Origin of the sequence: Enterobacter cloacae complex sp. 370H10 (genome assembly GCF_050031535.1) — a bacterium.
GTDB classification, from domain to species: domain Bacteria; phylum Pseudomonadota; class Gammaproteobacteria; order Enterobacterales; family Enterobacteriaceae; genus Enterobacter; species Enterobacter intestinihominis.
Window position 1 is genome coordinate 1,329,523 of the sequence record NZ_JBLGWG010000001.1, and the last position, 25,990, is coordinate 1,355,512.

Below are 25,990 nucleotides of genomic sequence, written 5' to 3' on the forward strand. Positions count from 1 at the left end.
TCCCCGCGCCCATTTCATTCCAGCACCATGATGCAAGTTGCATTCAGGCAGCCCGTATAAGGCGGCTTGCATGATGACGTTTTAAGAGAGGGAAGAATAATGCTCGACACTAACATGAAAACCCAGCTCAAGGCCTACCTTGAGAAACTGACCAAACCTGTTGAGCTGATTGCCACGCTGGACGACAGCGCGAAATCGGCAGAAATCAAAGCGCTGCTGACAGATATTGCTGAGCTGTCGCCGAAAGTGACCTTCAAAGAAGACAACACGCTGGCAGTCCGTAAGCCTTCTTTCCTGATCGCCAACCCAGGGTCTGACAAGGGGCCGCGTTTCGCGGGTTCTCCGCTGGGGCACGAATTTACGTCCCTGGTGCTGGCGCTGCTGTGGACCGGTGGTCATCCGTCAAAAGAAGCGCAGGCGCTGCTGGAGCAGATCCGCGATATCGACGGTGATTTTGAGTTTGAAACCTATTACTCGCTCTCCTGCCACAACTGCCCGGACGTGGTGCAGGCGCTGAACCTGATGTCAGTGCTCAACCCACGCATTAAGCACACGGCGATTGACGGCGGTACGTTCCAGAACGAAATCACCGAGCGCAACGTGATGGGCGTTCCAGCGGTTTACCTGAATGGTCAGGAGTTCGGCCAGGGGCGTATGACGCTGACCGAAATCGTCGCCAAAGTGGATACCGGCGCAGAAAAACGTGCGGCGGAAGAGTTGAACCAACGTGATGCGTACGACGTGCTGATTGTTGGCTCCGGCCCGGCGGGCGCGGCGGCAGCGGTTTACTCCGCACGTAAAGGGATCCGTACCGGTCTGATGGGCGAGCGTTTCGGTGGTCAGGTTCTGGATACCGTAGACATTGAAAACTACATTTCCGTGCCGAAAACCGAAGGCCAGAAGCTGGCCGGGGCGTTGAAAGCGCACGTCAGCGACTACGACGTGGATGTCATTGACAGCCAGAGCGCCAGCAAACTGGTTCCGGCCGCGGTCGAGGGTGGTTTGCACCAGATTGAAACGGCGTCCGGCGCGGTGCTGAAGGCGCGCAGCGTGATCATTGCCACTGGCGCGAAATGGCGCAACATGAACGTGCCGGGCGAAGATCAGTATCGCACCAAAGGCGTGACCTATTGCCCGCACTGTGACGGCCCGCTGTTCAAAGGTAAACGCGTAGCGGTGATCGGCGGCGGTAACTCCGGCGTGGAAGCGGCTATCGACCTGGCGGGGATTGTTGAACACGTTACCCTGCTGGAGTTCGCCCCTGAGATGAAAGCGGACCAGGTGTTGCAGGATAAAGTGCGTAGCCTGAATAACGTCGACATTGTGCTCAATGCCCAGACGACAGAAGTGAAAGGCGACGGCAGCAAAGTGACCGGTCTGGAATACCGTGACCGCGTGAGTGGCGATATTCACAGCGTACCGCTGGCGGGGATCTTCGTTCAGATTGGCCTGCTGCCAAACACCACCTGGCTGGAAGGCGCAATTGAGCGCAACCGCATGGGCGAGATCATCATCGATGCGAAATGCGAAACCAGCGTGAAGGGCGTATTTGCGGCGGGCGACTGCACCACCGTGCCGTACAAGCAGATCATCATCGCTACCGGTGAAGGTGCGAAAGCCTCGCTGAGCTCGTTTGATTACCTGATCCGCACCAAAACTGCATAATAAAAGAAAGCAAGACGACACCTGCAATACAAGAGGCCACCAAAAGGTGGCCTCTTTTTTTATCTGACGACCATCACCGGAATGTGGGTGTGGCGGATCACGCTGGAGGCGTTCGACCCCAGCAGGTGCGTGGTAATAGACGGGTTGCGCGAACCAATCACTACCACGTCGGCATTTAATTCCCCGGCAAGCTCATTTACGGCGTCACGCACGCTACCGAACCGGACGTGGGTTTTTATGCGGGAAGGATCGATGCTGAAGTGCCCGACCATGGTTTGCAGGCGCGTCTCGGCTTCATGCTGTAAATGCTCTTCAAAACGACGCACATCAGCAGCGAAACGATGCAGGCTCAGGCTGGCAGAGCCCGGTAAAACATGCAGAAGATGAATAACTCCGTCCTGCTGCGCGAGAAATTCCGCGTGACGTACAGCCTTATCACTCAGTTCCATTTCGAAAACATCAACCGGCATAATGATTGTTTGATACATAACCGTTTCTCCTTGTTTATAAACGCTGAAATCATTCAACCACAAAATATAAAAGGTTTCTGTAATCCCGACAGCACTTTTTTATCTCGCCAGGATAAATCTCAAAACAGCCGGATTCCGGGGCAGATCCCGAGAGGTAGCTACCCTTTTATAAGCTTACCCACACCCTTTCGGAGGTTGCATGAAAGCTCTCACCTATCACGGTCCACATCATGTTCGGGTCGATAATGTCCCCGATCCGGGCATCGAACAGCCTGACGATATCATCCTGCGCGTAACGGCCACGGCGATCTGTGGTTCTGATTTGCATCTTTATCGCGGAAAAATTCCCAAGGTCCAGCACGGCGATATCTTTGGTCATGAATTTATGGGCGAGGTGGTGGAGTGCGGGAGCGAAGTGAAAAACGTGCAGAAAGGTGACCGGGTGGTGATCCCATTTGTGATTGCCTGCGGTGACTGCTTCTTTTGCCAGATGCAACAGTACGCGGCCTGCGAAAACACGAACCGCGGGCAGGGCGCGGCGCTGAACAAAAAGCAAATTCCCGCCCCTGCCGCGCTGTTTGGCTACAGCCATCTTTACGGCGGCGTGCCGGGCGGACAGGCGGAGTATGCGCGCGTCCCGAAAGGCAACGTGGGGCCGTTTAAAGTGCCTCAGCTGCTGTCAGACGACAAAGCGCTTTTCCTGTCAGATATTCTGCCTACCGCCTGGCAGGCGGCGAAAAATGCGCAGATCCAGAAAGGCTCCAGCGTCGCCGTATTCGGGGCCGGGCCGGTGGGGTTGCTGACCATTGCCTGCGCGCGGCTTCTCGGCGCAGAGCAGATTTTTGTGGTTGACCATCATCCCTATCGACTGCGGTTTGCCCAGGAGCGCTACGGCGCGATCCCGATTAACTTTGATGACGATAACGACGCGGCGGAGAAAATCATTGAGCAAACGGCCGGGCAGCGCGGGGTGGATGCGGTGATTGATGCCGTCGGGTTTGAGGCCAAAGGCAGCACGACGGAAACGATCCTCAGTAACCTGAAAATTGAAGGCAGCAGCGGCAAAGCCCTGCGCCAGTGCATTGCTGCGGTGCGACGCGGCGGCGTGGTCAGCGTGCCGGGCGTGTACGCCGGTTTCATCCATGGCTTCCTGTTTGGCGATGCCTTCGATAAAGGGCTGAGCTTTAAGATGGGGCAGACGCACGTCCACGCCTGGCTGGGAGAGCTGCTGCCGCTTATCGAAAAAGGGTTGCTTACACCGGAAGATATTGTGACCCACTATCTTCCGCTGGCTGATGCGGAGCGCGCCTATAAGATCTTCGAAAAACGGGAGGAGGAGTGCCGCAAGGTGATCCTGGTGCCTGGCGCGGACACCCCGGAGGCTGCGCAGCAGAAAGTGAAGGGACTGGTGAATGCCTTCCCCGGCGGCGTTGTGTGAGGTTTCGTCCCCACGGCACTACGACAGAGTAAACATGGATTAAGCGGTTTTTGTCCGATATAACACAATCGGGTGAATTTGCGGAAAGAGGATGCAGGTGCATCCTCTGTGCAAAGCGGGGTCGCTTGTTCAGAAGGGATTAACGCAGGTAATCGCCAGCGGCTTCGGGCTGGTAGAGCAGCTCAAGCACTTCCAGATGGGCTGAGGCGCCGCCCGGGAGTTCCCAGTGGATAGTATCGCCCGTGCGCAGTCCAAGCAGCGCAGCGCCCACGGGTGCCAGCACCGAAAGCTGCATGCTGCTGTCGGTCATCTGCGCCGGATAGACCAGCGTACGGGTGAGTTCCTCCCCGGTGGTCAGGTTGCGGAACTTCACCTGGCTGTTCATGGTGACCACATCATGCGGCATGGTCTCAGGCGTACACATTTGCGCCCGGTCTAGCTCTTCGTTCAGCGCATCGGCAACCGGCAGCGAGGCGAATTCTGGTTTCTCCAACAGTCGGTCAATACGTTCTGCGTCGAGTTCGTTTATGATAATCGTAGGTCTGGACATTTTTACTCCATGTCGTTAATGCTGCGTGTAACGCAGAAACCAATCCAAAAGAAAACCCTCGCCGTCTGGCAGCGAGGGTTTAACTTATCTGATGATACTGTCTGAAACCCTAAGTTTGAAGTGATGAAGGTCACATTCGTGCGCCATATGAATTTTTGGCAATAAACCCGGCATCCCGATTCACGCTGAACGGAAATTTCGTTACGCTGGTAAAACTTAAACCGGGCAATGCGCGTTGCAGCCCCAGCGTAGAGAGAGCGATATGTACTTTTACCAACCGTCTCAGGGGCACGGCCTGCCGCACGACCCGCTGAACGCCATTATCGGTCCACGTCCGATTGGCTGGATTTCATCCTGTGATAAGGCCGGTCAACTGAACCTTGCCCCGTACAGCTTCTTTAACTGCTTTAACTATCGCCCACCGATCATTGGTTTTTCCAGCAACGGCTGGAAGGATAGCGTGCGGAATATTACCGAAACGGAAGAGTTTGTCTGGAACCTCGCAACGCGCGATCTGGCTGAGGCGATGAATGAAACCTCCGCCACACTCCCTCATGGCGAGGATGAATTTACCTTTGCCGGCCTGACGCCCGTAGCCAGCCAGCTTGTGAGCTCGCCGCGCGTGGCGGAAAGCCCGGTGAATTTCGAGTGTCGATTGTCACAGTGCATTCAGTTGACCGGCGCGGATGGGACACCGATTGATACCTGGCTGGTGCTCGGCGAAGTGGTGGGCGTCCATATCGCTGAGAGTTTGCTGGAAGAGGGGATTTACCAGACCGCGAAAGCGCAGCCCATTCTGCGTGCGGGTGGACCGTCCGCCTACTACGGCATCAGCGACAGCCATCGCTTCGATCTGGTACGCCCGGATGCGCGCAGGAACAATCAGTAACCAGCTTTATCGATAACAAACTGTTTGCCGCAGTTGCCCGGATGCGGCTGTGGCGCAAAGGTGCTGGCTGAGAGCGAGTTGTTAATGGTGCTGGATTTTAGCGAGATCTGAATCTCGGTCAGATAAGCCGGATTGCCATGGCAGGTAAGCTTGAACGCTTTTACGTTCTGTTTCCCCCAGCTTTTGGCCACGGCTGCATCAAAATCGCTACGGCGGACGGTCTTGCCATAGTTTTCCGCCAGAAATTCCCCAACCGCACTATTTTTCACTTCCTGGTTCATGCGCACCATGGTGCCGAAGTAAGCGTCGGGATCAAAACCAAAGCAGACGCCGTGTTTCGCGTATTCATAACGTTCAAGGCAGGAGTTGCCGCCCGCGCCGGGCATCACGCTGTTCAGCTTCGCCGCGCCCGTTAGCGATAGTCCGGTCTCTGCGGCGTCACATTTGCGGCTGGCTTTTGCTTCCGGCATATTCGGAACCGGACGAGTGGCACAGCCGAAGCGCATCCAGCGGCGTTCATCCACTCCGCGAGCGGCAATAGATTTCGGCAGCGCTGGCCATAAGCCGTGGACGGTCAGAAAATCGGTTTTGTTGCTGCTCTCTTTTTGCAGGCGACACTCTTCCGGTTCGTCACGGTTGCGTTCGACCATACTCTGGCAAAATCCCGTTTGCCAGGAAAGAGCCAGAACGTAGCGATCGAAATCGCCATACTGGGTTGGCTTAAGCGGATCTGCCTGAATTGAGAAGACACAGAGTGCAAGCGCTACTGCGCCAGACGGGATAACGATATCCTTCCTGAACATTTGCTTTCCTGATTGGTTGGGCGCGATTAATTTCTGGAGGTTATTAAAGCACAAAAAGCGCCCGCAGGCGCTTTTTGGAAAGCAGGAATTTCGCTTAGGCAGCGCCGGGAACCAGCACTTCGGTGGCGATAATAACGATAATCAGGCCAACCAGCACCGGCACTGACGTGCGTTTTACCACTTCAAACGGAGAGATTTTTGCCATCCCTGCAACCGCAACCACCACGCCCGATACCGGAGAAATGGTACGACCCAGGTTGGAGGCCTGGAGCATCGGAATGGACAGGTAAGCCGGGTTGATGCCGGAGGAGTGTGCCAGCTTAGGGATCATCTCAACAAACGCATAGAACGGCGCGTTACCGGAGCCGGTAGTCATCGCCGCCAGCATGGTCAGTACCACCAGCACCAGCATCAGGATAATGCTGGCCGAGCCGAACGAGGTGGCGATAGAGATCAGGCTCTGGATAAAGCCGATTGTGCTCAGCCCCTGAGCAAACACCCCTGCGGCAACCAGCAGCATCACTACGCCCGCGAAGGCATCCGCCATACCGCGGAAGGCGACTTCAAGACCCGTGAACACCTTCTGGGTATTAAAGCCACGAACAAATTCCAGGATGGCCGCCAGCAGCATACAGATCACCAGGATAGTGATGATGTGCAGCTGAGGGCCCCATTTGCCGTCAAAAATAAGCACGCCAATAATCGGCGTGAAGGGCAGGATGGAATAAAACGCCGGGGCGGTAGTGGTGATTTCACTGACGTCCATCATCTCAGGGCTGACGTTCTCTTTCTTATCGAGGTAGCGTTGCCAGAAGAAATGCGCCACGCCCATGCCGAGAATAGCGGTGATGGAGATTGGCAGTGTGGTTTTGAAGGCGAAGTCAATCAGCGACATTTCCGCGGCTTTCGCGGCCAGCACCACGTCACCGGAAGTAGGGGAGAGAATAATCGCCGCCGGAGAGGCGCAAATAGCCGCCGCTGCGCCACGGCTGATCCCGACGTTAACCATTACCGGGAATAACGTCGCCATTAACAGCACGCCAAGGCCTGTTGCTGAGGAAACGGCTAATGACATCAGACAGGCCAGGAAATAAGCCGCGACCATCAGCAGATAGGGGGAGTTAATATATTGCAGCGGCTTAGAAGCCAGCTTCACCACCATATCATTCGCACCGATATGGGTCATATAGGCAGCAAATCCGCAGAGCATCATGATCATCATGCCCAGGTCGCCGCCGCGGCTCATCAGCAGAATTTTTATATATTCCACAATATCGGTAGCGGTATATCCGGTGCTGGCTTCGCTGGCGGGTAAAACCTGATGACCCATTAGCGCGCTAATGATCAGCAGCGTCAGGCCGCCGACAAATAGCACGCCGGTGGCTGAGTAACCTTTAATGATGTAGCGTGCTACACCGACAATGACCACGACTCCAATGAGGAGTTCGAGAAAAGTAAGCATGATTTCCCCTGTATCCTTGCTGCCCGAGAGACAAATAATCAATAAAAAAGAAGCCTGAAATGTGCCGAATAAATGGCCAGTCCTTGCTGATTAAAATCAAGAAAGAGACTACTAAAGGCAATGATGACGATATTTTTGCTAACCCTGCGTCATTTATATTAAGACGTTATTGACCTGATGGATAGATATTATATGTCATTAAATTGATGGTGAAGTGTTAAGGTTTTGAGTATTACTTGCCGACAATCGATTTAAAAACGTAAATCTCTTTAAAACTACTTCTCTTTCATTCTTTTGCCTGCTTATACTCGGTTCACTTTTACCCTATCCGACGATCTGAATATGCACGCCAGCTGGACGTATCGCCTGCGCTTTATCAAAAAACATCTGCTGATGTTTTTGCTGGCATTTGGCTGGCTGTTAATCCAGAGTCAGGTGGCCGTCGCCTCCCATCAATGTTCAATGGATTTGCGCGGTGAGGTGGCCACCATCCAGCATATGGATATGATGGCGGGACCGGGGCTGCATTATGCTGCCGGTGCTTCACCGCTGTGTGAAAAACATTGTGTGCCGGATCAGGTACAAAAAGAACCTGCCCAGCCGCATCTGGTGGCGCTGCCTGCCGCCATGACGCTGACCTTAACGACGCCAGAGTGTTCATCTGCAAGCCATTCTGCGTGGTCTGTTACCCCTCCTGCTGTGGGGCCGCCGGCAACGATCCGCTATTGCCGGTTTCGGGAGTGAAAACCTGTTAATTCGTTGATTTTATTTACTTAACGTTTAACAGGAGTTTTATCATGCGTACCCTATTCCTTTCCGCGCTGGTTGGCGCGTCCATCTCTTTCGCTTCTTATACCGTTCAGGCAAACCAGACCTGGCAGGGCCGCGGCGTGGTTCAGTCGATCTCTGACAATGCCGTCATGCTCCGTCACGAGGCCATACCGGAACTAAAATGGCCAGCGATGACCATGCCGTTTACTTTATCTTCGGGTGCCACGCTGAATGGCGCCAAACCGGGGGATGAGGTGACCTTCACGCTTGAGCGTGCGGGTGACGGTTTCCAGATTATCTCGCTGACGCCAGCGCGCTAAGCGAGGTCACCATGAAACAACACACACTGAGTCTGTGGCTCGGTGGGGTGTTGTTCGGCCTGTTAACCTCCGCCGCGCAGGCGGAGCCGTGGACGCTCGAACACACCCTGACCGAAGCCCAGCGCTACTCGGCAGAACTCTCCGCCAGCCGTAACGAAGCGCAGGCGCTGGATGCGATGGCGGATTCCGCCACGCAATTACCTGATCCAAAACTGAAATTCGGTATTGAAAACGTGCCGGTACAGGGCAGCAACGATCGGCGGCTTACGCGCGAAGGGATGACCATGCAGAAGGTTGGCATCATGCAAAGCTACGTCAGCTCGGAGAAGCGGGAACGTAAAGCACAGACTTTTCAGGCGCAGGCGCGAAGCGTGCTGGCAAAATCCGAGGCCGTACGTGCCGCGCTTCAGCGTGATACCGCCCAGGCCTGGCTGGATCTGGCGCTGGCACAGCAGGCGCTGAAAACGGCCAGAACGCTGGTCCGTGAAACGGAACGCCAGCGGGGCGTGCAGAAGGCGAGCGTCGGGGCGGGAGGCGCAACGCCGGACAGCGTACTGGCCCTGCAAATGATCCTCAGCGCCATGCGCGACAAAGAGACGCTGGCGCAGCGGGATGTGCAGCTGGCGCAAAGCCGTCTGCTGGAGCTAACAGGGCACGCTATTACGGCGGTTCGCGGTCCGCTGCCGCGCTATCAGCGCCTTCCTGCCGATGAAAAAACGTTGCAGGAGGGGATTGCCAGACACCCGGAAGTGGAGGCCGCGCGACGTGAAGCAGAGACCGCGAAAGCGCGTTCAGCGCAATCTGCCGTGGCAGCGATACCCGATGTGGATGTGGAGGTCTATTACGCCCACCGCGCCGAAGGCTATGACGATATGGCTGGCGTGATGTTCAGCGTGGATCTGCCTTTGTTCCAGTCAAAACGTCAGGACAAGGATTACGCCGCCGATGTTTCCCGCTCAATGCAGGCGGTGGATCAACTGACGCTGCTCAAACGCGAACACATTGCCCAGGTGCAAACGCTGGTGGCGCAGTATCAGGCTGCGCAAACGGTGTGGCAGCGTCAGCGGGACGAGGTACTACCGTTGCAGCGTCAACGGCTGGCGGTGCTGACGGCGCAATATCGTTCTGGACAGTCGGCGCTTCCGGCCCTGCTGGAGGCGCGTCGTGGCGTACTGGATACGGAACTGGCGGTGAACCAGGCGGAGCGCGAAATGGCGCGAACCTGGGCTGCCGTGAACTGGCTGATCCCGCAGGAGCTGGCGCAATGAAAAAAACAACGCTAATGGCGATTGCCATCGCGATAGCTGTCGCTGGCGGCTATTTTGTCGGACAGAAGCAGACGCATCAGCCGGATGCGGCTTCACAACCCTCAGAACGCAAGGTGCTTTACTGGTACGACCCCATGGTGCCCGGTCAGCGCTTCGATAAGCCGGGTAAATCCCCCTTTATGGATATGGATCTGGTCCCACGCTACGCCGATGAAGCGCAGACGGCGTCAGGCGTGGCCATCAGCACTCAACAGCAGCAAAACCTGGGGATGAAAACCGCCAACGTTGAGATGCGCCAGCTGGTTTCGCCGTTCTCGGCCTTTGCCACGGTTGCAACGGATGAACGTAACGTCTCGGTGTTGTCAGCCCCGGCCAATGGCGTGGTGTCAAAATTGTTTGTTAATGCGCCGCAGCAGCAGGTAAAAGCCGGAGAGGCGCTGGCGCAACTGTGGATCCCGCAGTGGACCGCCGCCCAGCAGGAGTATCTCGCGGTTCGTCAGCTTGGCGATGCCGCATTGACCCGCGCCGCACGCGAGCGGCTGGCGTTGCAGTTTATGCCAGAAGAGGTCATTCGTTTGCTGGAGCGTAGCGGTAAGCCGCAGACCACGCTCATTCTGCGCACCGACCGGGCGGGCTATGTGGTGAAGCTGGACGTGCGGGAAGGGGCGCAAATCACCGCAACGGCGCCGCTGTTTGAGATCGCCAGCCTCGATCCGGTCTGGCTGGTGGTCGACTACCCGCAAACGCAGGCGCAGTCTCTGGCGGTGGGCAGCAAGGTGGTAGCAACCTCAGAAAGCTGGCCGGGGGAGCAGTTCCACGGCACGGTCAGCGAATTGCTGCCGCAGATGGAGGCGGCCACGCGAACCCTGAAAGCCCGTATCGTGCTGGAAAATTCCGCACATAAGCTGAAGCCGGGCATGTACCTCTCCGTCAGCCGTGCGGAAGAGCTGAAAGGCCCGCCGGTGCTGGCGGTGCCGGAAGAAGCGGTAATTAACAGCGGAGAGTCTGCGCGTCTGCTGCTGGCTACCGGGGACGGTTATTTCCAGCCTGTGACGGTGAAAACCGGCCTGACGGCGCAGGGCTGGACGGCGATCCTGTCCGGGGTCAAAGAGGGCGATAAGGTGGTGACGTCCGGGCAATTCCTGATTGATTCCGAAGCCAGCCTGCGTAGCGTGATGCCGGAGGTGACGCCATGATTGCCGCTGTGATTCGCGCCTCGTTGCGTAACCGCCTGCTGGTGATCCTGGCCGCGCTGATGATGGCCAGCTGGGGCTGGTGGGCGGTGCAGCGCGCGCCGCTGGACGCGTTGCCCGATCTGTCTGATGTGCAGGTCATTATCAAAGCGAGTTACGCCGGGAAAGCGCCGCAGGTGATTGAAGATCAGGTGACCTGGCCGCTGACAACCTCCATGTTGTCTGTGCCGGGCGCCAAAACCGTGCGCGGTTTTTCAATGTTTGGTGACGCTTATGTGTATGTGCTGTTTGAGGATGGCACCGATCTCTACTGGGCGCGATCCCGGGTGCTGGAATATTTAAGCCAGGTACAGGCGCAGTTTCCGCCGGGCGTGAAGGTGTCGCTGGGGCCGGATGCGACGGGCGTGGGCTGGATCTACGAATATGCGCTGATCGACCGTAGTGGAAAACACAGCCTGGCAGATCTGCGGGCCCTTCAGGACTGGACGCTTAAGTTCGAGCTTAAGACGGTACCGAATGTATCTGAAGTGGCAAGCATTGGCGGAATGGTGCGTCAGTATCAGATCGTGGCGGACCCGGCGAAAATGCGCGCGCTGAATATTACCCACAGCCAGCTATCCGGCGCGGTGCAGGCCGCCAATAAAGAGAGCGGCGGCGCCCTGCTGGAGATGGGCGAAGCGGAGTATATGGTGCGGACAACGGGCTATTTGCGCTCGCTGGAGGATTTTCGCAATGTGGTGATCGCCACCCGCGATGGCGTACCTGTCCTGCTGAAAGATGTCGCCACCATTGGCATTGGCCCGGAGATCCGCCGGGGCGTGGCGGAGCTTAACGGTGAAGGGGAGGTTGCCGGCGGCGTAATCGTGATGCGCTACGGGCAGAACGCGCTGGAAACCCTTCGCGCGGTAAAAGCGAAACTGAGCGAGCTGCAAAAAACGCTGCCTCAGGGCGTCGAGATTGTTCCGGTCTACGATCGCTCCACGCTGATTGAGGAGTCGGTCAAAACGCTGACGCACAAGCTGCTCGAAGAGTTTGCCGTGGTGATACTGGTGTGCGCGCTGTTCCTGTTCCACCTGCGTTCCGCGCTGGTGGCGATGGTTTCTCTGCCGCTGGGGATCCTCGGGGCTTTTGTGGTGATGCACTATCAGGGCATTAACGCGAATATGATGTCGCTCGGCGGGATCGCCATTGCCATCGGAGCGATGGTGGATGCGGCAATTGTCATGATTGAAAACATGCACAAGGTGCTGGAGCAGTGGCGGCATGATAATCCGGGCAAGGAGCCTGCGTCGGGAGAGTACTGGCGTCTGGCGGAAAAGGCGGCGGTTGAAGTGGGACCGGCGCTGTTTTGCAGCCTGTTAATCATCACGCTGTCATTTATACCGGTATTTTCGCTGGAAGCGCAGGAGGGGCGAATGTTCTCGCCGCTGGCGTTCACCAAAACCTGGTCGATGGCCGTGGCCGCCGGGCTTGGGATCACCCTTGTACCGGTGCTAATGGGCTTCTTTATTCGCGGGAAAATCCCGGATGAGAAGGCAAACCCAATAAACCGCCTCCTGATCCGCCTGTATGAGCCGTTGCTTGATAAGGTACTGACCTTCCCGAAAACGACCCTGGCACTGGCATGTCTGCTGCTGATCGCCACGCTCTGGCCGCTGAGCCGCCTGGGGAGTGAGTTTATGCCGCCGCTGGAGGAAGGGGATTTACTCTATATGCCCTCCACGCTGCCGGGGATCTCTGCTCGCGAGGCATCGCGGCTGCTTCAGCAGACGGACCGCTTGATCAAAAGCGTACCGGAGGTGGCGAGCGTGTTTGGCAAAGCTGGTCGGGCGGAGTCGGCAACCGATCCCGCGCCATTAACCATGCTGGAAACAACTATCCACTTTAAGCCCCGCGAGCAGTGGCGGCCTGGAATGACGCCGCAAAAGCTGGTGGAGGAGCTCGATAAAACCGTGTCGCTGCCGGGCATTGCCAATGTGTGGGTGCCCCCTGTCCGTAACCGTCTGGACATGCTGGCAACCGGGATCAAAAGCCCGGTCGGCATTAAGGTGAACGGCAATAATATTGCCGACATTGAGCGCGTGGCCCGGCAGATTGAGCAGGTGGTGAAGGACGTTCCTGGCGTCTCCTCGGCGCTGGCGGAGCGACTGGAAGGCGGGCGCTACGTGGATATTCGTATCGACCGGCAAAAAGCCGCGCGCTACGGCGTTTCCGTCGATGAACTGCAAAGCCTGGTCTCCACGCTGGTAGGGGGCGATAACATTGGTGAGGTGATCCAGGGACGCGAGCGGTACCCCATCAACCTGCGTTATCCCCGCGATTTGCGTGATAACGTCGACACGTTGCGGGTGTTGCCGGTAGTAACCGCCAGCGGTAGCCAGGTGGCGCTGGGGGAACTGGCCGATATCGTCGTGACGGAAGGCCCACCGATGCTAAAAAGTGAAAACGCGCGCCTTTCCAGCTGGATCTACGTGGACTTACGCGGGCGCGATCTGAAGTCCGCCGTAGATGAAATGCAAAAACGGGTGGAGGAGAAGGTGGTATTGCCGCAGGGCGTATCTCTCTCCTGGTCCGGGCAGTTTGAATATCTGGAACGGGCGACCGCGACGCTTAAAATAGTCTTACCTGTCACGCTGATGATTATATTCATCCTTTTATGGTTAACCTTCAGGCGGATATCAAATGTCCTGATAATAATGGGGACATTGCCTTTCGCGCTTATTGGTGGGGTGTGGTTATTATGGCTGCTTGAATATAATTTGTCTGTGGCGGGGGCCGTTGGCTTTATCGCCCTTTCCGGGGTGGCAGCAGAATTCGGCGTAATTATGGTTCTATATTTGAATCATGCGCTTGATAAATATCACAGGCTTGAGCCAGAAGGGGGAAATACGGTGCTATTGCGGGCGATCCACGAAGGTGCCGTGCTGCGCGTGCGTCCGAAGGTGATGACGGTCGCCACGATTATGGCGGGACTGCTGCCCATCATGTGGGGCAATGGGAGTGGCTCGGAGGTGATGCAACGTATTGCTGCACCGATGATTGGTGGCATGGTTACTGCACCGTTATTGTCGATGTTAGTTATTCCCGCACTCTACAAATTGTTACATCAACGTTAAAAATGTCAACTGCATGTGCTTATTCAGGCATGCAGTTTATGTATCGTCAGACTATTCTCAGGAACGGGATGGTAATTAGGAATAACACCCATGCTGTTAAGCGTTCATTCAAGTATTCTGTGCTAAGGTCTGCACCGAATACTAAATATGGTAATGGCATTGTGATTGTACGAATTAAATTCCCCCTGATTTTATTGTTTATTATTGCGCAGTTATCATTTGCCTTTGCTGTTAATGCACAGAGCAATACAGCGGATAAAAGCTGGTTCACCACCTTCACGGATAACGTCGAGCAAACATGGAACGAACCTGAACATTACGATCTCTATATTCCGGCCATTACGTGGCATGCACGTTTTGCCTACGATAAAGAAAAAACAGACCGTTATAACGAGCGTCCGTGGGGGGCTGGTTTCGGTCAGTCTCGCTGGGATGAAAAAGGTAACTGGCATGGCCTGTACCTGATGGCGTTTAAGGACTCCTACAATAAATGGGAGCCTATAGGTGGCTACGGCTGGGAAAAAACCTGGCGTCCGTTATCAGACGACAACTTCCGTCTGGGGCTGGGCTATACGGCAGGGTTCACGGCGCGTGATAACTGGAAATACATTCCTGTTCCGGTACTGTTGCCGCTTGCCTCCATCGGCTATGGTCCGGCAACGTTTCAGATGACCTACATACCGGGTACGTATAACAACGGTAACGTTTACTTTGCCTGGATGCGGTTTCAGTTTTAACTGAATTTGTCTGGTAAATCGGCCAAAAAACGCACAGACATTGAAATGTAAAGGATAAAAATCGGACAGCGAAAATTAACGCGACTTTTGTCACTTTTTATCAAAGATCCGCTGGACAAAACGCCTCACAATTGTTGTACTGATACCCGACACAGCATTTGTGTCGTTTTTTAATGTAAAGGTAATTTTGATGTCTAAGATTAAAGGTAACGTTAAGTGGTTTAATGAGTCCAAAGGATTCGGTTTCATTACTCCTGAAGATGGCAGCAAAGACGTGTTCGTACACTTCTCTGCAATCCAGTCTAATGGTTTCAAAACTCTGGCTGAAGGTCAGCGCGTAGAGTTCGAAATCACTAACGGTGCCAAAGGCCCTTCTGCTGCTAACGTAATCGCTCTGTAATTCAGACGCGTCAGCAAGAATTTCAAAACCCGCTCAATGAGCGGGTTTTTTTCGTTATGAATCAACCAAAAAGATAGATCTTCAGAAAGCTGGCGACGATCGCGACGCTTAGCAATACCATACCCACGCCTGACAGATTCTCTCTCATGCTATCACCCTCGTTCAATATTGAGCCAAGAATGACAGAGAAAAATTAAGCCAACATTAAGGTTGTCGCGCTTAATGTCCGCTGGCGGAGGAAAATAACCAGAATGCGATCGCAGTCATCGCAAACGAGCCAAGCATGTTAACGGCAATGTTCGTCAGCGCCCAGCCCATCCGGCCTTCCTGAAACAGAAACACCACCTCCGCAGAGAAGGTAGAAAACGTCGTTAAACCGCCGCAGAAACCGGTTGTAATCAGTACCTTCCACATAGGGTCGATGTTGGTCATGCGATTAAACCACGCCAGCCCCATCCCGATGATAAATGCCCCGATCAGGTTTGCCGCCAGTGTCCCCATCGGAATGGCCTGATGCAGCGGGTTAAACCGCATGCTTAAGAGCCAGCGCGCAACGCTACCCGTGCCCCCACCAATAAAAACGGCTATAAGTAGTTGTAACACTGTCAATACCTGCTATTTGCTGTGTAAGTGCGTCGAGTGTAACGCTGTTTTTAACCGGGAGACAATTATGTATGTTGCAGTAGGGCAGTTTGCGGTGACGCCGGACTGGAATGAAAACGCGGACAAGTGCATCTCCCTGATGAACCAGGCGAAGCAAAAAGGGGCGGCGCTGCTGGTGCTTCCTGAAGCGTTACTGGCGCGCGATGATGGCGATCCGGACCTGTCGGTAAAGTCTGCGCAAATGCTGGAAGGGGCGTTTCTGAAACGACTGCTGGCCGAAAGCGTCGGTAACGCGCTCACCACCATTTTGACTATCCATGTTCCCTCCACGCCGGGGCGGGCGGTGAACACGCTGGTGGCGATACGTGAAGGCGCTATTGTCGCAAGCTACGCCAAACTTCATCTGTATGATGCGTTCAGCGTCCAGGAGTCGCGACTGGTCGATCCGGGGAGTGTAATTCCGCCGCTGATTGAGGTGGAGGGTTTTAAGGTTGGCCTGATGACCTGCTACGATATCCGTTTTCCGGAGCTGGCGCTGAACCTGGCACTACAGGGGGCCGAGGTGCTGGTTCTGCCCGCCGCGTGGGTCAGAGGACCGCTTAAGGAGCATCACTGGGTAACGCTACTGGCCGCACGCGCGCTGGACACCACCTGCTATGTAGTGGCTGCGGGTGAATGTGGCAATAAAAATATCGGGCAGAGCAGGGTTGTCGATCCGCTGGGAGTGACCGTAGCCGCGGCGGCGGAAGCGCCTGCTTTACTGCTGACGGAGATAACGTCAGCACGAATAACGCTTGCGCGTCAGCAATTACCTGTTCTGCGCAACCGCAGGTTTGCGCCACCGCAATTAATATGATGTTTTTTTCAACAATGCTTGATTCACCTTGTTACAGATTGCTATTGTGTGCGCGCGCCTGATGACCGTTAATACGTTCAGGTTTCTTTGGCGCTTAATGCAGCCTGTTTCATGTAAAGAAGGTATTTATGGGTGAGATTAGTATTACCAAACTGCTGGTGGTTGCCGCACTGGTCGTCCTGCTGTTCGGTACCAAGAAGTTACGCACGCTGGGTGGAGACCTGGGTGCTGCCATTAAAGGCTTTAAGAAAGCAATGAACGATGACGACGCGGCAGCGAAGAAAAGTGCCGAAGATGACATCGCAGCACAGAAGCTTTCACACAAAGAGTAATGGCAATGCTGCAAGGCTTGCATAAAAAAACCGGCTCACGAGGCCGGTTTTTTGTTTTACTGTAAATAAGGTTTACAGCTTTATTTCACTTCTTCGCCCTTCGCCTGCATATCGGCGTGATAAGAGGAGCGAACAAACGGACCGCACGCAGCGTGGGTAAAGCCCATCGCCATCGCTTCGGCTTTCATTTCATCGAACTCATCCGGACTCACGTAACGCTGTACAGGCAGGTGGTGACGGCTTGGCTGTAGGTACTGGCCCAGCGTCAGCATGGTGACGCCGTGGCGACGCAGATCGCGCATCACTTCAATGATCTCAGCGTTGGTTTCACCCAGTCCCACCATCAGGCCAGACTTGGTAGGAATATGCGGATGGGCTTCTTTAAAGCGCTCCAGCAGCTTCAGCGACCAGTTGTAATCTGCACCTGGACGCACCTGACGGTAGATACGCGGTACGTTCTCCAGGTTGTGGTTGAACACGTCTGGTGGCGTCGCGGTCAGGATATCGAGCGCGCGGTCCATACGGCCACGGAAGTCCGGCACCAGCGTCTCAATCTTAATGTTCGGGCTTTTTTCGCGGATGGCGGTAATGCAGTCAGCGAAATGCTGAGCACCGCCATCGCGCAGATCGTCACGGTCAACGGAGGTGATAACAACATAACGCAGCGCCATATCGGCAATGGTCTGCGCCAGTTTTTGCGGTTCGTTAGCGTCAGGCGCAACAGGACGGCCATGGGCAACGTCACAGAACGGACAGCGGCGGGTGCAGATGGCACCCAGAATCATAAACGTCGCGGTACCGTGATTGAAACATTCAGCAAGGTTAGGGCAGGAGGCCTCTTCACAGACAGAGTGGAGGCCATTTTTGCGCATCGCCGCTTTGATCCCCTGAATACGCGAAGAGTCAGCCGGAAGTTTAATTTTCATCCATTCCGGTTTTCTTAACAGCGCCTCGCGCTCTGTAGCCACGTTTTTAACCGGGATAAGGGCCATTTTATCGGCATCGCGGTATTTAACACCGCGTTCCATCACAATGGGTTTACTCATAGCGTGCGTGTTCCAGTTGCGAATATCGAAGGAAAGCGTTTCAATTCAAGGGAATGTTGTAATTATCAACTATTTTTGAACGAACGACAGGCAGTATAACATTTAAAGGGGCGGTAAAGCAGCCTGCCAGGTCGCCAATTTGTAAAATAGTTGTTGTTTTGTGCCTTTTGCCCCGCATGCGGCAGGGCCTTACGCTGAAAGGCGGATCAAAAAGTCTGGCGGATCACATTGATGACGTTTTCCAGCACCGGATCGCGCAGGCTTAGCTTGTTGTAATGCAGTGAGATTTCAATAGATTCCGTCGTAAGTTGACTTAATGGAATGCTCTCCAGTGGCCAGCACTTTTGAAGCAAAGTGAAGAGACGCACAGGCATGATACAGAGCAAGTCGCTGCTGCCAATCAGGGCCGCGAGGGTAAACATATTGTAACTGCTAAAGCTGATCGGACGGTCCGGGAACAGTTCGTCAATACGTTGTCGCAGAGGATCCTGACCCTGTCCTTCGGACATAAATGTCGCATGTTCGTAATGGCGCAAATTTTCTGGCGTCAAAGGTGCGCTCAACGCAGGGTGAGCCTGACGACAAACGAGCGCCAGAGTGTCGGTATAAAGTACGTTATGCCCTAACGCTCTGGCCGTAAAGCTATTGCCGTCGATGATAAGGTCCGTCTGGAATTGCGCCAGCTGTGTTTCCGGATCGGTGACGGGCACGTTGCGAATAAGCAACTGTGGCGCATGCTGTTTCACCGCCTGATAGATGGCCGGCATGACCAGAACGCCCACTGAGGGAGAGGTGCCTATGGTGATAGTTCGTTGCTTATCATAACTGCCGGTGAGATCCAGCGCGCCCAGTATTGATTCCAGACCCTGGCTGATGTACTCATGCAGATGGGTGGCGTACGCGGTTGGGGTTACGCCCTGGCCTTTACGAATAAATAACGGATCGGGAAATATCGCGCGCAATTTTTGAATTGACTGGCTAATAGCAGAGGGCGTGAGATTAAGAATTTTCGCAGCATTAACGATACCTTTATGGACATATACCGCCTCAAAAATAGTCAATAAATTGAGATCAATATTACGTAAAGTCCGAAAAATTTGCGGCTTATCTTCGCCGCTGGTTTCATTCAGGCGTTTGGCTGGTAAATTAGTAGGCTCCACGCTCTTACTCCGTATCCATTCACAATATGAATGATAGTTGAATTTATTTATTATGCTTGCAGAGATTCGTAAAGTGTTTAGTAAGTTTCCATTATTTATCGAAAACAAGCAGTTGGGTGATTGTCACGCACGTTACACGAAACCCGGTGATGGTTCTATTAAGGTTCTAATTAATATGTGACGCTAATATATGGGCGACTCGAAAATATAGAATATGCGGTTTATTGTAAAGCGTAAATGCGGTAATTAAGCAGTGGCTGGTCAAATAATTGAGCCACTGCCCAAGGTAAGTTAAGCAGCAATATATTCGTAGGTGGGATTGTTAAGCAGTGCTAAAAAGTTCTTCAGAAGCACGGGCCGGATATTGTCAGGCGTGGCGGTATCGACCCACTGGCGCATTTGCGTCATTTCCATACCGGCATACCCACATGGGTTGATGCGCTGGAAGGGGGCCAAATCCATATTGATATTCAGCGCCAGCCCGTGGAACGAGCAGCCTTTTCGGATACGCAGCCCCAGCGAACAGATCTTCATCTCTCCCACATAAACGCCCGGGGCATCGGCGCGAGGGTGAGCGTCAATATCGTACTCAGCCAGCGTATTGACCACGGTTTGCTCCAGTAAGGTCACGAGCTCACGCACGCCCAGCTTTCTGCGTTTCAGGTTAAGCAGAACATACATCACCTGCTGGCCTGGGCCGTGGTAGGTCACCTGTCCACCGCGATCGCTCTGGATCACCGGGATATCGCCCGTCATCAATAAATGTTCGGCTTTTCCTGCCTGGCCTTGAGTGAACACCGGCAGGTGTTCAACCAGCCAGATTTCATCAGGCGTGGTGTCATCGCGCCTGTCGGTAAAGTCATGCATAGCCTGAGAGACAGGCTCGTAAGGCTGTAGCCCAAGATGGCGGACAAGAATTTTATCCTGGTACAAAAGGATGTCTCCGAAGACAAGGGAGAATAGGTAACGGGGAGTATATCACAGCGGGGAAGTGGGTTACCCGGCAAACCGGGTAACCGCAGAAGGACTACAGCACCATACGAACAATTTCAATATTGCCGAGCTCTTCGTACAGCGTCTCAACCTGCTCAATGTGTGTCGCAGTGATGGTGATTGAGACCGAGTGGTAGTTACCTTTGCTGCTCGGTTTGACTGATGGAGAGTAGTCGCCCGGCGCATGGCGCTGTACCACTTCAACCACCTGATCAACCAGCTCAGGTTTCGCCAGACCCATTACTTTGTAAGTAAAAGGGGTAGGGAATTCAAGCAGTTCGTTAAGTTTGGTTTTCATGTCAGCTCCGGCGTGTGTATAAAAAATAATAACTCCCGCCACGGGGCGGGAGTTTTACTGATACGTAGTATATGGGGATCAAAATCACACTTTCAAGTGTTCAATTTTTAACCAAACCAGTGATGGAACATCAGCTTAATGTAATCAATGATTTTGCCGAAGAAATTGCCTTCAGGAATTTCCTCCAGCACCACCAGCGGGCGCTGATCGATGGTTTTGCCATCCAGCTGGAAGTTGATGGTACCCACGACCTGATTCTTTTGCAGCGGGGCGTGCAGCTCGGTGGTATTCAGCACGTAGCTGGCTTTCAGATCTTTCATACGACCGCGTGGGATCGTCAGATAGAGATCTTTGTCCACACCCAGGGAAGCACGGTCGTTATCGCCAAACCAGACAGGTTCAGAGGCAAATTCTTTACCGGCTTTCAGCGGATTCACGGTTTCGAAGAAGCGGAAGCCCCAGGTCAGCAGTTTTTTACTTTCCGTTTCGCGTCCTTTAAACGTGCGGCCTCCCATCACGGCAGAGATCAGACGCATCTGGCCTTCAGTGGCAGAAGCCACCAGGTTATAGCCGGCTTTGTCGGTGTGACCAGTTTTGATGCCGTCGACGTTCAGGCTATTGTCCCACAGCAGGCCGTTACGGTTGGTCTGACGAATGCCGTTGAAGGTGAACTCTTTCTCTTTATAGATAGAGTACTCGTTTGGCACGTCGCGGATCAGCGCCTGACCGATCAGCGCCATGTCACGCGCGGAGCTGTACTGACCTTCGGCGTCCAGGCCGTGAACGGTCTGGAAGTGGCTGTTTTTCAGGCCCAGCGCAGAGACGTAGCTGTTCATCAGGCCCACAAACGCGTCCTGGCTGCCCGCTGCAAAATCGGCCATTGCCACGCAGGCGTCGTTACCGGACTGCAAGTTGATGCCACGGATAAGCTGAGAGACCGGAACCTGCATGCCTGGTTTCAGGAACATCAGCGATGAACCTTTGAACACCGGGTTGCCGGTTGCCCACGCATCGTTACCGATAGTCACCAGATCGGTTTCTTTAAATTTACCCGCTTTCATGGCCTGGCCGATAACATAGCTGGTCATCATTTTGGTCAGGCTGGCCGGGTCGCGGCGGGCATCGGCGTTCTGTTCTGCCAGAACTTTGCCGGAGTTGTAATCAATCAGGATGTAGGATTCCGCGTCGATCTGCGGAACGCCAGGGATCATGGTCTTGATGTTCAGGTCATCCGCGTGAGCTGCGGAGAACGCAGCAGCGCAAAGGGCCGTGGTCAGCGCCATGCGCTGCACAAAACGAGCAGAAAAAGTGGTCTTCATGGTCAGAACTACGACATCCGTGATGGAATTAAAAAAAGTGCCTTACTATAGCAAATGCTATACGGGCAGGCATCCGACTTTCATCATGAGAGTGTTAACGTGGTTTACACAAACTGACATTTCGGATACCACCGATTAATTACTTCGCAACAGCGATAAACGACTGGAGCTGCGCCTCGCTCTGCAAACGCTGTTGCAGGGACGCTGCCTGCGATTTGCTGGCAAACGGACCCATCTGGATACGCCATACCGCACCGTTTTGCTCAACGCGGCCTGGCACGCCAAACTGCTGGCTTAAACGCTGCTGATACTGCTCTGCACGGGCCCGATCGCTGACGGCGCCAACCTGAACCACGTAGCTGCCGCTCGCCGTCGCAGGCGCCGCAGTCTGCGTAGCAGCCGGTGCGGTCACCGGGGCGGGTTGTGCAGCGGGTGCAGCAACAACGGGCGCAGGCGCTGGGGCAGGTTCATTTGATTCAATCACGCCCGGCGCTAACGTGGTGGGTGCACCAAGGAAACCACTGCTTTTCACCGGGGCGCCTGTAGCATCTTCACTTTGTAGCGTATCGTTGCTGATGGCGTGCACTTCACCCTGCGGCTGCGCGGGCTCTGCTGGCATTGAAGCGCCCCCCATACCACCGCTTAGATCCGGGCGTGCGGGCAGGGCGTAGGTCTGTTTCGCGACCGTGGTACAGGCCGTGCCCGGGCCAGACAGCGAACCATCCTGCGCCACGATAATCGGGTCGATACGCACTTTTGTATTATTTGAGGTATTCAGACGGTCGGCTGCCGCGCGTGACAGGGAGATCACGCGATCGTTGCCGTAAGGGCCACGATCGTTGATACGTACCACGATCATCCGGCCATTCGCCAGGTTAGTGATGCGCGCATAGCTTGGAATAGGCAGTGTCGGGTGTGCCGCCGTGATCTGCATCGGATCGTAGGTTTCACCTGACGCGGTCAGATTGCTGCCTGGCTCAGCGTCATAGATGGCAGCAAAGCCGGCCTGGCTGAAACGGGAAGGATCCTGAACGATTTTATAGCTTTTACCGTCGCGCTGATAATCCTGATTTACGCTGGCGTTCAGCGGTTCATAAACGGGATCGGCACCGCTAATTTCAACAATCGGGCCATTACAGACCGCAGGCTGCGGCGGCGCGACGGTTGCCTGTTGCTGACCAACATCACTTGTACAGGCGGCAAGTAAACTTGCTGCGATGCAGATCCCCAGCCACTGCTTACGCATTGCGATCCCCTTATTTTTATACGCTTTTGGACAACATTTTCCTGTGGGTATGGATCGACATGACGATACCAAACCCGGCCATCAACACGATCAGTGCCGAGCCCCCGTAACTCACCAGCGGCAGCGGTACGCCAACAACCGGCAGAATACCACTCACCATACCAATATTTACGAAGACATAAACGAACAAAATCAACATTAATCCACCCGCCATAACCCGGCCAAAGGTGGTCTGCGCGCGTGCGGCAATGTAGAGCCCACGCATGATCAACAGCACGTAGAGTGCAAGCAGCACCAGAATGCCAACCAGCCCTAACTCCTCAGCCAGAACGGCAAAGATAAAGTCGGTGTGGCGTTCCGGTAAAAATTCGAGCTGCGACTGTGTCCCGTGCAGCCAGCCTTTTCCGCGCAGGCCGCCGGAGCCAATCGCAATCTTCGACTGAATAATATGATAGCCTGCGCCCAGCGGATCGGTCTCGGGATCGAGCAGCATCATCACGCGCTGGCGCTGGTAATCATGCATCAGGAAGAACCAGAGAATAGGAATAAAGGCAGCCAGCAGGACCACCGCGATGCCGATCAGACGCCAGCTCAGGCCGGACAGGAACAGGACGAACAGGCCGGAGAGGGCGATGAGAATCGAGGTACCGAGGTCAGGCTGTGCGGCCACGAGCAGCGTCGGCAGGAAAATTAGCACCAGCGCAATGGCGGTATTCTTCAACGACGGCGGGCAGACGTCGCGGTTAATGAAGCGCGCCACCATCAGCGGAACGGCGATTTTGGCGATTTCTGACGGCTGGAAGCGGACAATCCCCAGATCCAGCCAGCGTTGCGCCCCCTTCGAGATAGCACCGAACGCATCTACTGCCACCAGCAAAATGATACAGAAAATATAGAGATAGGGCGCCCAGCCCTCATACACGCGCGGTGGTATTTGCGCCATCACCACCATAATGACCAGACCCATGGCGATCTGGCCAACTTTACGCTCCATCATGCCGATATCCTGGCCGCTGGCGCTCCAGATAACGAGGGCGCTGTACACCAGCAGAGCCAGCAGGATCAGCAGCATGGCAGGGTCGATGTGGATCTTGTCCCACAGCGATTTTTTATTCGGATTATCCGTCATGATTATTGGTCCTCCGCCGCAGCGGCTGCCGGGTTTTCAGCTGGCAGTTCGGTGTTGTTATCACCCAGCATGATGTGGTCGAGGATTTGACGCATGATGGTACCCACCGCCGGGCCAGCGCCGCCGTTCTCAAGAATCATCGCCACCGCAACCTGCGGGTTATCATAAGGGGCAAACGCCGTCATGAGCTTGTGGTCACGCAGACGTTCGGCAATTTTATGTGCGTTATAGGTTTCATTCGCTTTCAGACCGAAGACCTGAGCCGTACCTGATTTCGCGGCAACCTTATACGGTGCGCCAGCGAAATATTTGTGCGCCGTCCCGTTAGGGCGGTTGGCTACGCCATACATCCCGTCTTTCGCGATTTCCCAGTACCCGGAATGAATGTCACCCACCGGCGGCTCGTGCGGCTGTATCCATGGCACTTTTTTGCCGTCTTCTACGGTGCTTTGCAGCAGGTGCGGTACTTTCACAACGCCATCGTTGATGAGGATCATCATCGCCTTGTTCATTTGCAGCGGCGTTGCCGTCCAGTAGCCCTGGCCGATGCCCACCGGAATGGTATCACCCTGATACCAGGGTTTTTTAAAGCGCTTCAGCTTCCATTCGCGGGTTGGCATGTTGCCGGAACGTTCTTCCGCCAAATCTATACCGGTGTAATGTCCGTAGCCGAATTTGCTCATCCATTCAGACAGACGATCAATACCCATGTCGTAGGCGACCTGATAGAAGAAGGTATCCGCCGACTCCTCCAGTGATTTGGTCACGTTCAGATGGCCGTGACCCCATTTTTTCCAGTCACGGTAGCGTTTTTCAGAGCCAGGCAACTGCCACCAGCCAGGGTCAAACAGACTGGTATTACGAGTAATGACGCCCGCGCTCAGCGCAGAAACGGCGACATACGGTTTTACCGTTGAGGCTGGAGGATAAACCCCCTGCGTGGCGCGGTTCACCAGCGGGGTGTTTGGATCGTTGAGCAGGCCGGAGTAATCCTTGCTGGAGATGCCATCCACGAAGAGGTTCGGATCGTAGCTTGGCATAGAAACCATCGCCAGAATACCGCCGGTACGCGGGTCGGTCACGATCACGGCGGCCCGGCTACCCGCCAGCAGCGTTTCGATATACTGCTGTAGCTTCAGGTCGAGCGTCAGATAAACGTCATGTCCCGCCTGTGGGGGAACCTCTTTGAGCTGACGGATCACGCGGCCACGGTTGTTAACTTCAACCTCTTCATACCCGGTCTGACCGTGCAGGACATCTTCGTAATAACGTTCAATCCCAAGCTTGCCAATATCATGGGTTGCGGCGTAGTTAGCCAGCTTGCCGTCTTTATCAAGGCGTTCGACGTCTTTATCGTTAATTTTGGAGACGTAGCCTATGACGTGCGTCAGCGCGGAGCCGTAAGGATAGTAGCGACGTTTATAGCCTTTGACTTCCACACCGGGGAAACGGTACTGGTTAACGGCAAAACGGGCGACCTGCACTTCCGTCAGGTTGGTTTTTACCGGAATAGAGGTGAAGCGGTGAGAACGTGCGCGCTCTTTTTTGAACGCAGCGATGTCGTCATCAGTCAGGTCGACAACGCTTCTCAGCGCGTTCAGCGTATCCTGCACGTTATCCACTTTCTCCGGCATCATCTCTATCTGGTAGATGGTGCGGTTTAGCGCCAGCGGGGTGCCGTTACGATCGTAGATAATGCCGCGGCTGGGCGCGATGGGCACCAGCTTGATACGGTTTTCGTTTGAGCGGGTCTGGTAATCGGTATAGCGGACAATTTGCAGATTATAGAGGTTGGCGATCAGCACGCCGGTAAGCAGCAAAATCCCCGTAAAGGCGACCAGCGCCCGGCGCACAAACAGCGCGGACTCAGCCGTATAGTCGCGAAAAGAATTCTGTAGTTTCATCCGCTGCTTAAATTACCCTGGT

The 25,990-nt window shown here is 54.7% G+C and carries 25 protein-coding genes; 12 read left to right on the forward strand and 13 right to left on the reverse strand.

The genetic code is table 11. The annotated features are described in order from the left end of the window. Nucleotides 1–99 precede the first annotated feature (99 nt). On the forward strand, nucleotides 100–1,665 hold the full coding sequence (gene ahpF / locus ACQG2Q_RS06445) for an alkyl hydroperoxide reductase subunit F (protein ID WP_063849577.1): 1,566 nt from the start codon (nucleotides 100–102) through the stop codon (nucleotides 1,663–1,665). Nucleotides 1,666–1,724: 59 nt separating this feature from the next. Here ahpF and uspG read toward each other — a convergent pair whose 3' ends face one another. After that, nucleotides 1,725–2,153, reverse strand: a complete 429-nt coding sequence (gene uspG, locus ACQG2Q_RS06450; RefSeq protein WP_006809652.1) for a universal stress protein UspG — start codon at nucleotides 2,151–2,153, stop codon at nucleotides 1,725–1,727. A gap of 181 nt (nucleotides 2,154–2,334) precedes the next feature. Here uspG and ACQG2Q_RS06455 point away from each other — a divergent pair, with 181 nt between their 5' ends. After that, the gene (locus ACQG2Q_RS06455) at nucleotides 2,335–3,573 is read left to right on the forward strand and encodes a zinc-dependent alcohol dehydrogenase (RefSeq protein WP_426759091.1); all 1,239 of its coding nucleotides are present in this window, start codon (nucleotides 2,335–2,337) and stop codon (nucleotides 3,571–3,573) included. Nucleotides 3,574–3,712: 139 nt separating this feature from the next. On the opposite strand, the gene rnk is transcribed toward ACQG2Q_RS06455, so the two are convergent. Further along, nucleotides 3,713–4,123 carry a nucleoside diphosphate kinase regulator gene (rnk, locus tag ACQG2Q_RS06460; RefSeq protein WP_022647414.1) on the reverse strand — a complete coding sequence of 137 codons (411 nt, stop codon included), beginning with the start codon at nucleotides 4,121–4,123 and terminating at the stop codon, nucleotides 3,713–3,715. A 262-nt stretch (nucleotides 4,124–4,385) separates the two neighbouring features. On the opposite strand from rnk, the gene ACQG2Q_RS06465 reads away from it, so the two are divergent. Next, entirely contained in the window at nucleotides 4,386–5,012 is a 627-nt protein-coding gene (locus ACQG2Q_RS06465; RefSeq protein WP_023299579.1) for a flavin reductase family protein, read from the forward strand. Here the strand turns inward: ACQG2Q_RS06465 and rna are convergent. Both rna and dcuC read right to left on the reverse strand, forming a co-directional pair. Next, nucleotides 5,006–5,815 carry a ribonuclease I gene (gene rna / locus ACQG2Q_RS06470; RefSeq protein WP_063849579.1) on the reverse strand — a complete coding sequence of 270 codons (810 nt, stop codon included), beginning with the start codon at nucleotides 5,813–5,815 and terminating at the stop codon, nucleotides 5,006–5,008. The two genes, ACQG2Q_RS06465 and rna, sit on opposite strands and share 7 nt — an antisense overlap. Nucleotides 5,816–5,909: 94 nt before the next feature. Then, nucleotides 5,910–7,277, reverse strand: coding sequence for an anaerobic C4-dicarboxylate transporter DcuC (gene dcuC, locus ACQG2Q_RS06475; protein WP_063849581.1), 1,368 nt, complete (start codon nucleotides 7,275–7,277; stop codon nucleotides 5,910–5,912). Nucleotides 7,278–7,619: 342 nt separating this feature from the next. Here dcuC and ACQG2Q_RS06480 point away from each other — a divergent pair, with 342 nt between their 5' ends. The 7 genes from ACQG2Q_RS06480 to cspE all read left to right on the forward strand — a co-directional run bounded on the left by ACQG2Q_RS06480 (nucleotide 7,620) and on the right by cspE (nucleotide 15,082). After that, nucleotides 7,620–8,021: a hypothetical protein gene (locus ACQG2Q_RS06480; RefSeq protein ID WP_038415669.1), complete on the forward strand. Its 402-nt coding sequence runs from the start codon at nucleotides 7,620–7,622 to the stop codon at nucleotides 8,019–8,021. Nucleotides 8,022–8,074: 53 nt separating this feature from the next. After that, nucleotides 8,075–8,368, forward strand: a complete 294-nt coding sequence (locus tag ACQG2Q_RS06485; protein ID WP_046618907.1) for a copper-binding protein — start codon at nucleotides 8,075–8,077, stop codon at nucleotides 8,366–8,368. A gap of 11 nt (nucleotides 8,369–8,379) precedes the next feature. After that, entirely contained in the window at nucleotides 8,380–9,636 is a 1,257-nt protein-coding gene (locus ACQG2Q_RS06490; RefSeq protein WP_022647419.1) for a TolC family protein, read from the forward strand. Then, nucleotides 9,633–10,832 carry an efflux RND transporter periplasmic adaptor subunit gene (locus ACQG2Q_RS06495; protein WP_063849585.1) on the forward strand — a complete coding sequence of 400 codons (1,200 nt, stop codon included), beginning with the start codon at nucleotides 9,633–9,635 and terminating at the stop codon, nucleotides 10,830–10,832. Before ACQG2Q_RS06490 ends, ACQG2Q_RS06495 begins: the two co-directional genes overlap by 4 nt. Then, entirely contained in the window at nucleotides 10,829–13,945 is a 3,117-nt protein-coding gene (locus ACQG2Q_RS06500; RefSeq protein WP_063849587.1) for an efflux RND transporter permease subunit, read from the forward strand. Before ACQG2Q_RS06495 ends, ACQG2Q_RS06500 begins: the two co-directional genes overlap by 4 nt. Nucleotides 13,946–14,106: 161 nt before the next feature. Beyond that, nucleotides 14,107–14,682, forward strand: coding sequence for a lipid IV(A) palmitoyltransferase PagP (gene pagP, locus ACQG2Q_RS06505; protein WP_063849589.1), 576 nt, complete (start codon nucleotides 14,107–14,109; stop codon nucleotides 14,680–14,682). A 190-nt stretch (nucleotides 14,683–14,872) separates the two neighbouring features. Next, nucleotides 14,873–15,082 carry a transcription antiterminator/RNA stability regulator CspE gene (gene cspE / locus ACQG2Q_RS06510; RefSeq protein WP_002439184.1) on the forward strand — a complete coding sequence of 70 codons (210 nt, stop codon included), beginning with the start codon at nucleotides 14,873–14,875 and terminating at the stop codon, nucleotides 15,080–15,082. 219 nt (nucleotides 15,083–15,301) lie between these two features. On the opposite strand, the gene crcB is transcribed toward cspE, so the two are convergent. Further along, nucleotides 15,302–15,685: a fluoride efflux transporter CrcB gene (crcB, locus tag ACQG2Q_RS06515; RefSeq protein ID WP_017382474.1), complete on the reverse strand. Its 384-nt coding sequence runs from the start codon at nucleotides 15,683–15,685 to the stop codon at nucleotides 15,302–15,304. Nucleotides 15,686–15,752: 67 nt separating this feature from the next. Here crcB and ACQG2Q_RS06520 point away from each other — a divergent pair, with 67 nt between their 5' ends. Together ACQG2Q_RS06520 and tatE are read left to right on the forward strand one after the other, a co-directional pair. Further along, nucleotides 15,753–16,541, forward strand: coding sequence for a deaminated glutathione amidase (locus ACQG2Q_RS06520; protein WP_022647423.1), 789 nt, complete (start codon nucleotides 15,753–15,755; stop codon nucleotides 16,539–16,541). A gap of 128 nt (nucleotides 16,542–16,669) precedes the next feature. Continuing rightward, a complete protein-coding gene (tatE, locus tag ACQG2Q_RS06525) occupies nucleotides 16,670–16,873 on the forward strand; it encodes a twin-arginine translocase subunit TatE (protein WP_022647424.1) in 204 nt (67 codons plus the stop codon). A gap of 80 nt (nucleotides 16,874–16,953) precedes the next feature. On the opposite strand, the gene lipA is transcribed toward tatE, so the two are convergent. From lipA to mrdA, 8 genes are all read right to left on the reverse strand, one after another. After that, nucleotides 16,954–17,919 (reverse strand): lipoyl synthase, encoded by a 966-nt coding sequence (lipA, locus tag ACQG2Q_RS06530; RefSeq protein ID WP_006809637.1) that lies wholly within the window; start codon nucleotides 17,917–17,919, stop codon nucleotides 16,954–16,956. A 206-nt stretch (nucleotides 17,920–18,125) separates the two neighbouring features. Continuing rightward, nucleotides 18,126–19,079, reverse strand: coding sequence for a YbeF family transcriptional regulator (locus ACQG2Q_RS06535; protein WP_022647425.1), 954 nt, complete (start codon nucleotides 19,077–19,079; stop codon nucleotides 18,126–18,128). 291 nt (nucleotides 19,080–19,370) lie between these two features. Beyond that, on the reverse strand, nucleotides 19,371–20,012 hold the full coding sequence (gene lipB, locus ACQG2Q_RS06540; protein ID WP_023299587.1) for a lipoyl(octanoyl) transferase LipB: 642 nt from the start codon (nucleotides 20,010–20,012) through the stop codon (nucleotides 19,371–19,373). 94 nt (nucleotides 20,013–20,106) lie between these two features. Next, nucleotides 20,107–20,370 (reverse strand): DUF493 family protein YbeD, encoded by a 264-nt coding sequence (ybeD, locus tag ACQG2Q_RS06545; RefSeq protein ID WP_003858718.1) that lies wholly within the window; start codon nucleotides 20,368–20,370, stop codon nucleotides 20,107–20,109. A 107-nt stretch (nucleotides 20,371–20,477) separates the two neighbouring features. Next, nucleotides 20,478–21,689 carry a D-alanyl-D-alanine carboxypeptidase DacA gene (gene dacA, locus ACQG2Q_RS06550; protein WP_003858714.1) on the reverse strand — a complete coding sequence of 404 codons (1,212 nt, stop codon included), beginning with the start codon at nucleotides 21,687–21,689 and terminating at the stop codon, nucleotides 20,478–20,480. Between the two features lie 139 nt (nucleotides 21,690–21,828). Continuing rightward, complete coding sequence (rlpA, locus tag ACQG2Q_RS06555; RefSeq protein ID WP_063849591.1) at nucleotides 21,829–22,935, reverse strand: endolytic peptidoglycan transglycosylase RlpA; 1,107 nt, start codon at nucleotides 22,933–22,935, stop codon at nucleotides 21,829–21,831. A gap of 16 nt (nucleotides 22,936–22,951) precedes the next feature. After that, entirely contained in the window at nucleotides 22,952–24,064 is a 1,113-nt protein-coding gene (gene mrdB, locus ACQG2Q_RS06560) for a peptidoglycan glycosyltransferase MrdB (RefSeq protein ID WP_022647428.1), read from the reverse strand. A gap of 2 nt (nucleotides 24,065–24,066) precedes the next feature. Next, nucleotides 24,067–25,968 carry a peptidoglycan DD-transpeptidase MrdA gene (gene mrdA, locus ACQG2Q_RS06565; RefSeq protein ID WP_015571138.1) on the reverse strand — a complete coding sequence of 634 codons (1,902 nt, stop codon included), beginning with the start codon at nucleotides 25,966–25,968 and terminating at the stop codon, nucleotides 24,067–24,069. Nucleotides 25,969–25,990 lie beyond the last annotated feature (22 nt).